The 13,464-nt window shown below is 69.5% G+C and carries 12 protein-coding genes; 9 read left to right on the plus strand and 3 right to left on the minus strand.

The window, feature by feature from the left end; translation table 11 throughout:
- Positions 1–189: 189 nt before the first annotated feature.
- Positions 190–1,701, plus strand: a complete 1,512-nt coding sequence (eccD, locus tag QQM72_RS02765) for a type VII secretion integral membrane protein EccD (protein WP_314219137.1) — start codon at positions 190–192, stop codon at positions 1,699–1,701.
- A gap of 303 nt (positions 1,702–2,004) precedes the next feature.
- Here eccD and QQM72_RS02770 read toward each other — a convergent pair whose 3' ends face one another.
- A complete protein-coding gene (locus QQM72_RS02770) occupies positions 2,005–2,301 on the minus strand; it encodes a DUF397 domain-containing protein (protein ID WP_314219138.1) in 297 nt (98 codons plus the stop codon).
- 370 nt (positions 2,302–2,671) lie between these two features.
- Between QQM72_RS02770 and rpsO the strand changes: the two genes are divergently transcribed.
- From rpsO to QQM72_RS02795, 5 genes are all read left to right on the plus strand, one after another.
- On the plus strand, positions 2,672–2,959 hold the full coding sequence (rpsO, locus tag QQM72_RS02775) for a 30S ribosomal protein S15 (RefSeq protein WP_020128575.1): 288 nt from the start codon (positions 2,672–2,674) through the stop codon (positions 2,957–2,959).
- 423 nt (positions 2,960–3,382) lie between these two features.
- Positions 3,383–5,602 (plus strand): polyribonucleotide nucleotidyltransferase, encoded by a 2,220-nt coding sequence (locus QQM72_RS02780; RefSeq protein WP_057601401.1) that lies wholly within the window; start codon positions 3,383–3,385, stop codon positions 5,600–5,602.
- Entirely contained in the window at positions 5,599–6,978 is a 1,380-nt protein-coding gene (locus QQM72_RS02785; protein ID WP_314219139.1) for a M16 family metallopeptidase, read from the plus strand. Before QQM72_RS02780 ends, QQM72_RS02785 begins: the two co-directional genes overlap by 4 nt.
- 46 nt (positions 6,979–7,024) lie before the next feature.
- Complete coding sequence (gene dapB, locus QQM72_RS02790; protein ID WP_314219140.1) at positions 7,025–7,777, plus strand: 4-hydroxy-tetrahydrodipicolinate reductase; 753 nt, start codon at positions 7,025–7,027, stop codon at positions 7,775–7,777.
- A 7-nt stretch (positions 7,778–7,784) separates the two neighbouring features.
- Complete coding sequence (locus QQM72_RS02795; protein ID WP_314219141.1) at positions 7,785–8,240, plus strand: tetratricopeptide repeat protein; 456 nt, start codon at positions 7,785–7,787, stop codon at positions 8,238–8,240.
- Between the two features lie 94 nt (positions 8,241–8,334).
- Here QQM72_RS02795 and QQM72_RS02800 read toward each other — a convergent pair whose 3' ends face one another.
- Both QQM72_RS02800 and QQM72_RS02805 read right to left on the minus strand, forming a co-directional pair.
- Positions 8,335–8,886, minus strand: coding sequence for a YdbT family protein (locus QQM72_RS02800; protein ID WP_314219142.1), 552 nt, complete (start codon positions 8,884–8,886; stop codon positions 8,335–8,337).
- 90 nt (positions 8,887–8,976) lie between these two features.
- Entirely contained in the window at positions 8,977–9,213 is a 237-nt protein-coding gene (locus QQM72_RS02805; protein ID WP_314219143.1) for a hypothetical protein, read from the minus strand.
- Between the two features lie 167 nt (positions 9,214–9,380).
- Here QQM72_RS02805 and thyX point away from each other — a divergent pair, with 167 nt between their 5' ends.
- The 3 genes from thyX (at position 9,381) to QQM72_RS02820 (ending at position 13,062) form a co-directional block, all read left to right on the plus strand.
- Positions 9,381–10,121, plus strand: coding sequence for an FAD-dependent thymidylate synthase (thyX, locus tag QQM72_RS02810; protein ID WP_314219144.1), 741 nt, complete (start codon positions 9,381–9,383; stop codon positions 10,119–10,121).
- Between the two features lie 228 nt (positions 10,122–10,349).
- Positions 10,350–11,249, plus strand: a complete 900-nt coding sequence (dapA, locus tag QQM72_RS02815) for a 4-hydroxy-tetrahydrodipicolinate synthase (protein ID WP_314219145.1) — start codon at positions 10,350–10,352, stop codon at positions 11,247–11,249.
- Positions 11,250–11,376: 127 nt separating this feature from the next.
- A complete protein-coding gene (locus tag QQM72_RS02820; protein WP_314219146.1) occupies positions 11,377–13,062 on the plus strand; it encodes a ribonuclease J in 1,686 nt (561 codons plus the stop codon).
- Positions 13,063–13,464: the final 402 nt, after the last annotated feature.

Consider the following 13,464-nt stretch of genomic DNA (forward strand, 5'->3'; position numbering starts at 1 on the left):
GTAGGGTGCCGGATGTTCGCGTGAGCACACCCGCGGGCCGTGCCGCGCACCGACCGGCGCGCAACCTTCACACCGCCCACCGACACCGCACACCGACACCGCACACGCCGACACCGCACACCACGCCGTCACTGCACACGCCTACACCGCACATGCCGACGCGGAACCATCACTGAGGGGGAGCAGCAGGTGAGTATCGCGGCCTCCGCGGCAGCCACCGGAGAAGGGCGCGGCACCGGGGCCGCTCCCGCGGCGGGGACGGGGCTCGGCTTCTGCCGGGTCACCATCGTCGCCCCCGACAGCCGGATCGACGTGGCGCTGCCCGACGACGTCCCCGTCGCCGACATCCACCCGGAGATCCTCAGGCTCTCCCGGCAGAGCCCCGCCGAGGGCGCTCCGGTCGGCTATCACCTCGTCCGCCGGGACGGCACCGTCCTCGACAGTTCCCGTTCGTTCGCCGCCCAGCACATCCTCGACGGCGAGCTCCTCACCCTGCGCCCCTTCTCCGAGTCGCTGCCGCCCGCCGTCTTCGACGACGTGTCGGAGGCGGTCGCCTCGGCCGTGACGCGTGAGCACACCCTGTGGAGCAGCGAGCTGACCCGCGCCGCGGGCCTCGTCGGCGGAGGGGTCCTGCCGGCCCTGCTCGCCTTCGTCGCCTGGAGCGGCGACCCGCGTCACGACATGCACAGCCCGCCCGGCATCCTCGCCGCGGTCGTCGGAGTCCTGCTGGTCGCCCTCGCCTGTGTCCGGGCCCGCGTCTACGACGACCGGGGCTCCGCCGTCGCCCTCGGGCTCGGCGCGCTGCCCAACGTGGGGGTGGCCGGCTCCGGGCTCCTCCCGCTCGCCGACGGCCAGGGCATCGGCAGGCTGGCGTTCCTGCTGTCCTGTGCCGCGGTGCTGCTCGCCGCGGTGCTGCTCACTCTGTGCTCCCCTCGCGGGGACGGCCCGTTCGTCGCCTTCGTGGTCGCCTCCGGGGTCGGCCTGGCAGCGGTGTTCGCGGCGATCCTCGCGCACTGGACCCCGGCCGAGACCGCCGCCCTGTGCGCCCCCGTCGGCGTGGGCGCGCTGGCCTTCCTGCCCGGCCTGTCCATGCGCTTCGCCCGGCTGCCGATCGGCTTCGACACCCCGGCCACCGCTCCGCGCAGCGCGTACGGCGCCGATCCCATCCCGCGGGAGCCGGTCGACGCCGAGCGGATCGCCGCCCAGGCCCGCCGCGGACACGAACTCCTGGTCGGGCTGGTGGGCGGCTGCGCGGTGATCACGGTCGGCGCCTGCGCGGTCCTCGGGTTCTCCGACGACGTCTGGGCCCGGCTCCTCGCCCTGGCCGCGGGCATCGCTCTGCTGATGCGCGCCCATCTGTTCCGGTACACCGCCCAGGTCGCCCCGGTACTGGCGGCGGGTCTGGGTTCCCTCGTCCTGCTCGGGCTGGGCCTGGCGCTGAACCCGCCGCACTCGGTGATCCGCGACGCGCTGACGGGCGACCGCACCGACCTGGACATCCGTACCGTCTGGCTCGTCGCGGCGATCGCGGCGGCGTCCGCGATCGTCACCGCGATCGGCCTGATCGGCTCGCGCGGCGGTCTCACGCCGTTCTGGGGCCGCTTCATGGAGCTCGCCGAGGGCTTCGTGCTGCTGACCCTCGTCCCGTTGGCGCTGGCCGTCTTCGACGTGTACGCGGCAGCCCGGTCGATGACGGGCTGACCCGCGGGCGGCCGCGAGGCAACGCCGGGCGCGAGCCGCGAGCCGCGACTCACCCCCGCCCGGCCACACCGTCACCGGCTCCGGCCCGGGTTCAGTGCCGTACGCGGTGCGGACGAGCGACGGCCGACACCTGCCGGCCGCCGGCCCGGTCCGAGTCGGCCGGTCGGAGTCGTAGCGGCCGTCGGCCCGGTCGGAGCCTGCCGGTCGCAGTCGTAGCGGACGTCGGCCCGGTCGGAGCCTGCCGGTCGCAGTCGTAGCGACCGCCGGCCGGTAGGAGTCGCGTCGTACCGGCCGCCGCCCCGGCTACCGCGCGGCAGATCCCCCGTTGTGCGGCGCCGGCTCCAGATCGAACTCGCCGTCGCGGGCACCCAGCACGAAGGCCCGCCACTCCGCCTCCGTGTAGCGCAGCACCGTCTCCGGGTCGAGCGACGACCGCATCGCCACGGCCCCCGCGGGCAGGTAGGCGATCTCGACGCGCTCCTCGTGCTCCTCCGTGCCCGGGGCGCACTGCCACTCGACGCCGGAGATGTCGAGCGCGTACAGCTCGTCCCGCTCCCGTTCCTTGCGCGCTTTGACGTCCTCGTCCTCGGCATCCGCCATGTCGGCTCCGACCCTTTCCCCTGAGTTCCCGCTGTTCCAACGAGCTGTGGCGCCAGCCTACTTGCCGACGTTCCCCCAGCTCAGAGGTTCTTCTTTTACGTTCCGGCCCGCCGTCGTCGCCCGTACACTGCCCCCGCACGGCGCGGTACGGGCCGAGCGCCCGCCGCGATATCCCGGACGGGCCCGCTGTCCCGGCCTGCTACCCTGGCTTTCGGCCGTTTGTGTACGCACCCCCGGAAACACCCTCAGGGAGTCCCTGAAGGTTCCGGAGGCCGCGCCCAGCGGATCCCCGCCACCCGAGTAACGGAAGCTCCCCCGAGACCAAGACCGGGGGCACTCGGTGGCCACTCAAAGACTACGAGGAGTACGCGTGCCGCTCGATGCCGCTACGAAGAAGCAGCTCATCACGGAGTTCGGCCAGAAGGAGGGCGACACCGGCTCCCCCGAGGTCCAGGTCGCCATGCTGTCCCGCCGGATCTCGGACCTGACCGAGCACCTCAAGACGCACAAGCACGACCACCACTCCCGTCGTGGTCTGCTGATCCTGGTCGGTCAGCGTCGCCGCCTTCTCCAGTACCTGGCCAAGAAGGACATCCAGCGCTTCCGTGCGCTGGTCGACCGCCTCGGCATCCGTCGCGGTGCGGCGGGCGCCAAGTAGCACGCCGTGAGGGGGAGCGGTTCCCGGACCATCGGGACCGCTCCCCTTTGCCGTACGTACCGGTACACAGCGGTACGCACCGGCGCACACGGATACCCATACCCCCCGACGACGGGGCCGTCGTACGCCCTGTCGCCGTGCGGAAACGTGCGGAGTGTCACCAACGCTTTGTAGTGTGGTAGCACAACGCCATACGTACGACACAGCGTGATGACGTGTACTCGCTGCGGGTAAACGTCACCACGCCCACCGAACGAGGAGAAGCGCGCCTAGCCGCCGCCGGTCCTCGGTAGTGGCCCCCGGGCAAGAGAACCCCGGGTGCTTCGATCGAAGACCGGCCCGCACCGAGCGTTTCTCCGCCACCGTCCCCCTGCCACACGGGCAGCGAGGGACGAAAGACGACAAGTAACGGAGAAAATGCTAGTGGAGAACGAGACCCACTACGCCGAGGCCGTCATCGACAACGGCACCTTCGGCACCCGCACCATCCGCTTCGAGACGGGCCGCCTGGCCAAGCAGGCCGCCGGCTCCGCCGTGGCGTACCTGGACGACGACACCATGGTGCTGTCGGCCACCACCGCCTCCAAGAACCCCAAGGACCAGCTCGACTTCTTCCCCCTCACGGTGGACGTCGAGGAGCGGATGTACGCCGCCGGCAAGATCCCCGGCAGCTTCTTCCGCCGTGAGGGCCGGCCGTCCGAGGACGCGATCCTCACCTGCCGCCTGATCGACCGCCCGCTGCGCCCGTCCTTCAGGAAGGGCCTGCGCAACGAGATCCAGGTCGTCGCCACGATCATGGCGCTCAACCCCGACCACCTGTACGACGTCGTGGCGATCAACGCCGCCTCCGCGTCCACGCAGCTGGCCGGTCTGCCCTTCTCCGGCCCGATCGGCGGCGTCCGCGTCGCGCTGATCAACGGCCAGTGGGTCGCGTTCCCGACGCACACCGAGCTCGAGGACGCCGTCTTCGACATGGTCGTCGCCGGTCGCGTCCTGGAGGACGGCGACGTCGCGATCATGATGGTCGAGGCCGAGGCCACCGAGAAGACCATCCAGCTCGTCGCGGGCGGCGCCGAGGCGCCGACCGAGGAGGTCGTCGCCTCCGGTCTGGACGCCGCGAAGCCCTTCATCAAGGTGCTCTGCAAGGCCCAGGCCGACCTCGCCGCCAAGGCCGCGAAGCCGACCGGCGAGTTCCCGGTCTTCCTCGACTACCAGGACGACATCCTGGAGGCGCTGTCCGCCGCCGTCCGCCCGGAGCTCGCCTCCGCGCTGACCATCGCGGGCAAGCAGGACCGCGAGGCCGAGCTGGACCGCGTCAAGGCGCTCGCCGCCGAGAAGCTCCTGCCGGAGTTCGAGGGCCGCGAGAAGGAGATCTCCGCCGCGTACCGCTCGCTCACCAAGCAGCTGGTCCGCGAGCGCGTGATCAAGGAGAAGAAGCGCATCGACGGCCGCGGCGTCACGGACATCCGTACGCTCGCCGCCGAGGTCGAGGCCATCCCGCGCGTGCACGGTTCGGCGCTGTTCGAGCGTGGCGAGACCCAGATCCTGGGCGTCACCACCCTGAACATGCTCCGGATGGAGCAGCAGCTGGACACCCTCTCCCCGGTGACCCGCAAGCGCTACATGCACAACTACAACTTCCCGCCGTACTCCGTCGGCGAGACCGGCCGCGTCGGCTCCCCGAAGCGCCGCGAGATCGGCCACGGCGCCCTCGCCGAGCGCGCCATCGTGCCGGTCCTGCCGACGCGCGAGGAGTTCCCCTACGCGATCCGTCAGGTGTCCGAGGCCCTCGGCTCCAACGGCTCGACGTCCATGGGCTCGGTCTGCGCCTCCACCATGTCGCTGCTGAACGCCGGTGTGCCCCTCAAGGCCCCCGTCGCCGGTATCGCCATGGGCCTGATCTCCCAGGAGATCAACGGCGAGACGCACTACGTCGCCCTCACCGACATCCTCGGTGCGGAGGACGCCTTCGGCGACATGGACTTCAAGGTCGCCGGCACCAAGGAGTTCGTCACCGCCCTCCAGCTCGACACCAAGCTGGACGGCATCCCGGCCTCCGTCCTGGCCGCGGCCCTCAAGCAGGCCCGCGACGCCCGCCTCCACATCCTCGACGTGATGATGGAAGCGATCGACACGCCGGACGAGATGTCCCCGAACGCCCCGCGGATCATCACCGTCAAGATCCCCGTGGACAAGATCGGTGAGGTCATCGGCCCGAAGGGCAAGATGATCAACCAGATCCAGGAGGACACCGGCGCCGAGATCACGATCGAGGACGACGGCACCATCTACATCGGTGCCCAGGTCGGCTCGCAGGCCGAGGCCGCCCGCGCCACGATCAACGGCATCGCCAACCCGACCATGCCGGAGGTCGGCGAGCGCTACCTGGGTACGGTCGTCAAGACCACCACCTTCGGTGCGTTCGTGTCGCTGCTCCCGGGCAAGGACGGTCTGCTGCACATCTCGCAGATCCGCAAGCTCGCCGGCGGCAAGCGCGTGGAGAACGTCGAGGACGTGCTCGGTGTGGGCTCCAAGGTCCAGGTCGAGATCGCCGAGATCGACTCCCGCGGCAAGCTCTCCCTGATCCCCGTGATCGAGGGCGAGGAAGCTGATGAGGACACGAAGGACGACACCGACAAGTGACGTCGAGTAGCTCGCAGGCGACGGCCCGCACCTCTTCGGAGGCGCGGGCCGTCGCCCGTACCCAAACCCTGATCAAGGGCACGGCCGGCATCGGTGTCGTCCGCAAGACCACCCTCCCGGGCGGCCTGCGCATCGTCACCGAGACCCTCCCCTCGGTCCGCTCCGCCACCTTCGGCATCTGGGCGCACGTCGGCTCCCGCGACGAGACGCCCTCCCTGAACGGCGCCACGCACTACCTGGAGCACCTCCTCTTCAAGGGGACGAACCGCAGGTCCGCGCTGGACATCTCCTCCGCGATAGACGCCGTCGGCGGCGAGATGAACGCGTTCACGGCGAAGGAGTACACGTGCTACTACGCGCGCGTGCTCGACGCCGACCTGCCGCTCGCCATCGACGTCGTCTGCGACATGCTCACGGGCTCCCTCATCCGCGAGGAGGACGTCAACGTCGAGCGCGGCGCGATCCTCGAGGAGATCGCGATGACCGAGGACGATCCCGGCGACTGCGTGCACGACCTGTTCGCGCAGACGATGTTCGGCGATAACGCCCTCGGCCGCCCGGTGCTCGGCACCGTCGACACGGTCAACGCCCTCACCGCCGACCGCATCCGCCGCTTCTACAAGAAGCACTACGACCCGACCCACCTCGTGGTCGCGGCCGCCGGCAACATCGACCACAACAAGGTCGTACGCCAGGTCCGCGCGGCCTTCGAGAAGGCGGGCGCCTTCAAGAACCCGGACGCCACGCCCATCGCCCCGCGCGACGGCCGGCGCGCGATCCGCTCGGCCGGCCGCGTCGAGCTGATCGGACGCAAGACGGAACAGGCGCATGTCGTCCTCGGCATGCCGGGTCTGGCCCGCACGGACGACCGGCGCTGGGCGCTCGGGGTGCTGAATACGGCCCTAGGCGGCGGCATGTCCTCCCGCCTCTTCCAGGAGGTCCGCGAGAAGCGCGGCCTGGCCTACAGCGTGTACTCGTACACCTCGGGCTTCGCCGACTGCGGCCTCTTCGGCGTGTACGCGGGCTGCCGCCCGAGCCAGGTGCACGACGTGCTGAAGATCTGCCGGGACGAACTCGACCAGGTCGCCGAGCACGGTCTTTCCGACGAGGAGATCGTCCGCGCCATCGGCCAGCTGAGGGGCTCCACGGTCCTCGGCCTGGAGGACACCGGCGCGCTGATGAACCGCATCGGCAAGAGCGAGCTGTGCTGGGGCGAGCAGATGTCGGTCGACGACATGCTGACCCGGATAGCGGCCGTGACCCCGGACGAGGTCCGCTCGGTGGCCCGCGACATCCTGGGACGGCGCCCGTCGCTGTCGGTCATCGGCCCGCTCAAGGACAAACAGGCCGCCCGGCTGCACGACGCGGTCGCCTGACCCTCTTCGACAGGCCTTCGGCAACTTCGGTAAGGAAGCACAACAGATGAGCAAGCTGCGCGTGGCGGTCCTCGGCGCCAAGGGCCGGATCGGTTCCGAGGCGGTACGGGCGGTCGAAGCCGCCGAGGACATGGAGCTGGTGGCCGCCCTCGGCCGCGGCGACAAGCTCGAGACACTGACCGAGAACGGCGCCCAGGTCGTGGTCGAACTGACCACGCCCGCCTCGGTCATGGACAACCTCGACTACTGCGTGGGACACGGCATCCACGCCGTGGTCGGCACGACCGGCTGGACCGAGGAGCGCCTCGCGCACCTGACGGCCCGGCTGGCCGAGTCTCCGGGGACGGGCGTGCTCATCGCGCCCAACTTCTCCATCGGAGCCGTTCTGACCATGAAGTTCGCGCAGATCGCCGCGCCGTACTTCGAGTCCGTCGAGGTCGTCGAACTGCACCACCCCAACAAGGTGGACGCGCCCTCCGGCACCGCCACGCGCACCGCCCAGCTCATCGCCGAGGCCCGTCGCGAGGCGGGCACGGCCCCGGCGCCGGACGCCACGGAGACGGGCCTGGACGGGGCGCGCGGCGCGAACGTCGACGGCATCCCGGTGCACGCTGTCCGGCTGCGCGGGCTGCTGGCCCATCAGGAGGTGCTGCTGGGCGGCGAGGGCGAGACCCTCACGGTCCGCCACGACTCGCTGCACCACAGCAGCTTCATGCCGGGCATCCTGCTGGGCGCCCGCCGGGTGGTGTCGACTCCGGGCCTCACCTTCGGCCTGGAAAACTTCCTCGACCTCGGCTGAGGCTGACATGCGCGCCAAGCTCTCCTACGCCATCACGGCCGCCGTCCTGGTCTTCTACTTCGCCCTGGTCGGCAGCCGCGGCGTCATGCTCATCCAGGCCGGCACACTCCTGACCGTCACCTTCGGCGTGGCGGTGCTGATCCTGCCGGTCATCGGCGTCTGGTTCCTGTGGAAGAACACCCAGTTCGTCCGCCGGGCCAACGCCCTCGCCGCCGAACTCGACGCCGAGGGCGGACTGCCCGTCGACGAACTGAAGCGCACCGCGAGCGGCCGCGTCGACCGAGACTCCGCCGACGAGGTGTTCGACCGGCGCAAGGCCGAGACCGAGGCGACCCCCGACGACTGGCGCACCTGGTTCCGCCTCGCCGTCGCCTACCACGACGCCCGGGACACCCCGCGGGCCCGCAAGGCGATGCAACGCGCGATCGCCCTGCACGACGGCAAGCCGGTGCAGACCGTCTGAGCCGTACGCCGAAGGGGCCGGTCCGCCCGGTCCGCCGCGGGTGCGGGCCGGCCCCTTCGGCGTACGGCCGGATGCCGGATCGGCGTCCGGGGGATCAGCCGCGCCGGTTCTCCGCGGCCCACGCCTCGATCGCGTCCGCCGCCCGGTCGAACGCCTCGGCACGTGCCAGGAAGTCCGCCCCGTGCGTGGTCAGCAGCTGTGTCGCCTCCTCGGGGCGGTCCCGCCGTCCCATGATCAGGGCCTGCCCCTGGACGGTCCGCGGCAGCCCCAGCCAGCGCACCGGCTGCTGCACCGTCCGCACTGCCACGACCCGCTCCCAGGGCAGCGTGCGGGTGAGGAGGAAACGCACGTGCCGCAGCCCGCGGTCGCTGACCCAGACACCCATGCGCAGCAACCGCAGGGCAGCGGCGATCACGAGCAGGGAAAAGCCGAAGACCGCGCCGGCCTCGGACATCGACCCGGTCAACGCGATGATGACGGCCGCGAACAGTACGTACGAGGCCAGCAGCAGCGTCACCGCGGCCACCCCGACCCGCCAGGGTCCGGGCCGGTACGGTCGCCGCCAGCGCTCACGGTCCTCGAAGGGCAGCGCGACGTCGTCCGTCGCCTCGAATGCGCGGTCGGCCGTCAGGAAGGGCAGGGGCACGGCTGGTCCTCACTCGTCCATGCGTGGGCTGTGCCCGGTGAGGTTATCCGCCTGTGTCCCGGCTCACCACCATCGGGGGGCCGGATGGCGTCAGCGTTCCTGGGACGCCTGCGACTGCTGTGTCTGCGCCGAGTGGTCCAGGCTCAGCGCCGGCATCCCGATGACCAGGGAGCCCACCAGCGCGGCCACGATGGTGAGCCCCAACAGCCACCGTCCGGCTATCTGACCGGCGGAGGACCGCTCGGAGGGCGGGGGAGCGACATTGCTACGGAACCGGTCGGCCTCGGCGAGGAAGGCGAAGGGTACGGGCTCGCGCCGGCGGAACATGGTGATGTCTTTCCTCTCGAACAACTCGTTGCCAGTACAGACGAACGAGTCCCCCAAAAGGTGCCTCACACCTCATAACGATCGCGGCAAGGCGCTTCCGGCGCGCCGATGACGGCCCCGTAGAGTGGGCGCCCACTCCAGATGTGATGGGAAGGACCCTCCGAATCGTGACCCCCACCCCCGACGACGAGTTCAAGATCGATCTTCGCAGTGATGTCACAGTCGAGCTGGTCAAGCACAGCGCGTCGGACTCCGATGTGCTGTTTGCGGCCCGTGTGTCGACCGTCGGGGAGCAGTCCCTGGACGAGTTGAACAAGGACCCGGAGCGGTCGACGGGCCTGATCAACTACCTCATGCGCGACCGGCACGGCAGCCCGTTCGAACATAATTCGATGACTTTCTTCATCAGTGCCCCGATCTTCGTCTTCAGAGAGTTCATGCGGCACCGCGTGGGCTGGTCCTACAACGAGGAGTCGGGCCGCTACAGGGAGCTGCAGCCCGTTTTCTACGTGCCGGACACCACACGCAAGCTCGTCCAACAGGGGCGGCCGGGCAAGTACGTGTTCGCCGAGGGCACCCGGGAGCAGCACGAGCTGGTGGGCCATGCGATGGAGGAGTCGTACCGTCAGGCGTACCGGACCTACCAGCAGATGCTTGCGCAGGGCGTCGCCCGCGAGGTCGCCCGTGCGGTCCTGCCGGTCGGCCTGTTCTCCTCGATGTACGCCACCTGCAACGCCCGCTCGCTGATGCACTTCCTCGGCCTGCGCACCCAGCACGAGCTGGCGAAGGTCCCGTCCTTCCCGCAGCGGGAGATCGAGATGGTGGGCGAGAAGATGGAGGCCGAGTGGGCCAGGCTCATGCCCCTTACCTACGCGGCCTTCAACGCCAACGGCCGAGTGGCGCCCTGACGAACGCCGCGAAGGCGGGCGCGGGCGACGGGCCGACGGAGACGTATGTACGGATCATCCGTGCGAAGTGTCCGTATTGCGGCATTTAGAGAAGTTCATCTAGCCTGATCAAACGGACCCGGCACTGCTTGAACCCCCGAGCAGGCAGTGCCGGGTTCCATCTTTGTCATGACTTTCCGCACCCCCCGTGGGCAGACCCCACGGTGAGCAACGAGTAGCGTGTCACCCATGGCTCCGACCTCCACTCCGCAGACCCCCTTCGGGCGGGTCCTCACCGCCATGGTCACGCCCTTCACGGCGGACGGCGCACTCGACCTCGACGGCGCACAGCGGCTCGCCACCCACCTGGTGGACGCAGGCAACGACGGCCTGATCGTCAACGGCACCACCGGCGAGTCCCCCACCACCAGTGACGCGGAGAAATCGGACCTGGTACGAGCCGTCCTGGAGGCCGTCGGAGACCGTGCCCACGTCGTCGCGGGCGTCGGCACCAACGACACCCACCACAGTGTCGAGCTCGCCCACGCCGCCGAGAAGGCGGGCGCACACGGCCTCCTGGTCGTCACCCCGTACTACAACAAGCCCCCTCAGGAGGGCCTGTACCGGCACTTCACAGCCGTCGCCGACGCCGCCGAGCTGCCGGTCATGCTCTACGACATCCCCGGCCGCAGCGGTGTCCCGATCAGCACCGAGACGCTGGTCCGCCTCGCCGCGCACCCCCGGATCGTCGCCAACAAGGACGCCAAGGGCGACCTGGGCCGCGCGAGCTGGGCCATCGCGCGCTCCGGGCTGGCCTGGTACTCCGGTGACGACATGCTGAACCTGCCGCTGCTCTCCGTGGGCGCGGTCGGCTTCGTCTCCGTCGTCGGCCACGTGGTCACCCCGGACCTGCGCGCCCTCGTCGAGGCCTTCAGCGCCGGGGACGTCCAGAAGGCGACCGAGATCCACCAGAAGCTGCTCCCCGTCTACACGGGCATGTTCCGTACCCAGGGCGTGATGACCACCAAGGCGGCTCTCACCCTGCTGGGCCTGCCCGCCGGCCCGCTGCGCTCACCCATGGTCGAGTGCTCGCCCGAAGAGATCGAACAGCTCAAGATCGATCTTGCGGCGGGCGGGGTACAGCTCTGACAACAGACTTCACAACTGAATAGCAGGCCACCGGTGCCTGCAATCCACAACGACAACTGCTACTGCACGAACGTCATGCGCGCCACGTGCCCACCGGTACGTGGCGTGTGTGGTTGAGGAGAGTCTTTTGAGTCATCCGCATCCCGAACTTGCCCCGCCCCCGCCGCTCCCGGCGGGCGGCCTCAGGGTCACCCCGCTCGGCGGCCTCGGCGAAATCGGCCGGAACATGACGGTCTTCGAATTCGGCGGCCGTCTGCTGATCGTCGACTGCGGCGTGCTCTTCCCCGAGGAGGAGCAGCCCGGCATCGACCTGATCCTGCCGGACTTCACGTCCATCCGGGACCGCCTCGACGACATCGAGGGCATCGTCCTCACCCATGGTCACGAGGACCACATCGGCGCCGTTCCCTACCTCCTGCGCGAGAAGCCGGACATCCCGCTGATCGGCTCCAAGCTGACCCTCGCCTTCATCGAGGCCAAGCTCCAGGAGCACAGGATCCGTCCGTACACCCTCGAGGTGGCGGAGGGGCACCGTGAGCGCATCGGCCCCTTCGACTGCGAGTTCATCGCCGTCAACCACTCGATCCCGGACGCCCTCGCCGTCGCCATCCGCACGCCGGCGGGCATGGTGGTCCACACGGGCGACTTCAAGATGGACCAGCTCCCGCTGGACGGCCGTCTCACGGATCTGCACGCGTTCGCACGTCTGAGCGAGGAAGGCATCGACCTCCTTCTCTCCGACTCCACGAACGCCGAGGTCCCCGGTTTCGTGGCACCCGAGCGGGACATCTCCAACGTCCTGCGCACGGTCTTCGCGAACGCCCGCAAGCGGATCATCGTGGCCAGCTTCGCCAGCCACATCCACCGCATCCAGCAGATCCTGGACACCGCGCACGAGTACGGCCGCAGGGTCGCCTTCGTGGGCCGCTCCATGGTCCGCAACATGGGTATCGCCCGCGACCTGGGTTACCTGAAGGTCCCGCCGGGCCTGGTGGTGGACGTCAAGACGCTCGACGACCTGCCCGACCACGAGGTGGTCCTGGTCTGCACGGGCTCCCAGGGCGAGCCGATGGCGGCCCTGTCCCGCATGGCCAACCGCGACCACCAGATCCGCATCGTCCCCGGCGACACGGTGATCCTGGCGTCCTCGCTCATCCCCGGCAACGAGAACGCGGTCTACCGCGTGATCAACGGCCTGACCCGCTGGGGCGCGCACGTCGTCCACAAGGGCAACGCCAAGGTGCACGTCTCGGGCCACGCGTCCGCGGGCGAGCTCCTGTACTTCTACAACATCTGCCGCCCGAAGAACCTGATGCCGGTCCACGGCGAATGGCGTCATCTGCGCGCCAACGCCGAGCTGGGCGCCATGACGGGCGTCCCGCACGACCGCATCGTGATCGCCGAGGACGGCGTGGTCGTCGACCTCGTCGAGGGCAAGGCGAAGATCGCCGGCAAGGTCCAGGCGGGATACGTCTATGTCGACGGCCTCTCGGTCGGAGACGTGGGCGAGCCGGCCCTCAAGGACCGGAAGATCCTGGGCGACGAGGGCATCATCTCGGTGTTCGTCGTCGTGGACTCCTCCACCGGCAAGATCACCGGAGGCCCGCACATCCAGGCCCGCGGTTCGGGGATCGACGACTCCGCCTTCTCGGCCGTCACCCCGAAGATCGCCGAGGTCCTGGAGCGCTCCGCCCAGGACGGTGTGGTCGAGCCCCACCAGCTCCAGCAGCTCATCCGCCGCACGCTGGGCAAGTGGGTCTCGGACACCTATCGCCGCAGGCCGATGATCCTCCCGGTCGTGGTCGAGGTCTGAGCGACGTACGGCTCCCCGTACGCGTGAACCCGGAGCGGGGCTCCTCGATTTGCATCGAGGAGCCCCGCTCCAGTACGTTTACGGCTCCGCCTGAACGGGAACCCGGTACGCCTCGCGCTCCGGATCCACTCCCGGGAGGGGCCGGGAAAACCGACTCAGAACTTCTGATAAAGTCGGAACCGCCGGAAAGGAAACCGCGAAACAAAAGCGGGAACCTGGAAAGCACCGAGGAAATCGGGTCGAGAAAAGATCTGATAGAGTCGGAAACGCAAGAGCGAAGGGAAGCGCCCGGAGGAAAGCCTGAGAGAGTCTCTCGGGTGAGTACAAAGGAAGCGTCCGTTCCTTGAGAACTCAACAGCGTGCCAAAAATCAACGCCAGATATGTTGATACCCCGTCCCCGG

Origin of the sequence: Streptomyces zaehneri, from assembly GCF_032248645.1 — a bacterium.
GTDB lineage: Bacteria > Actinomycetota > Actinomycetes > Streptomycetales > Streptomycetaceae > Streptomyces > Streptomyces coriariae.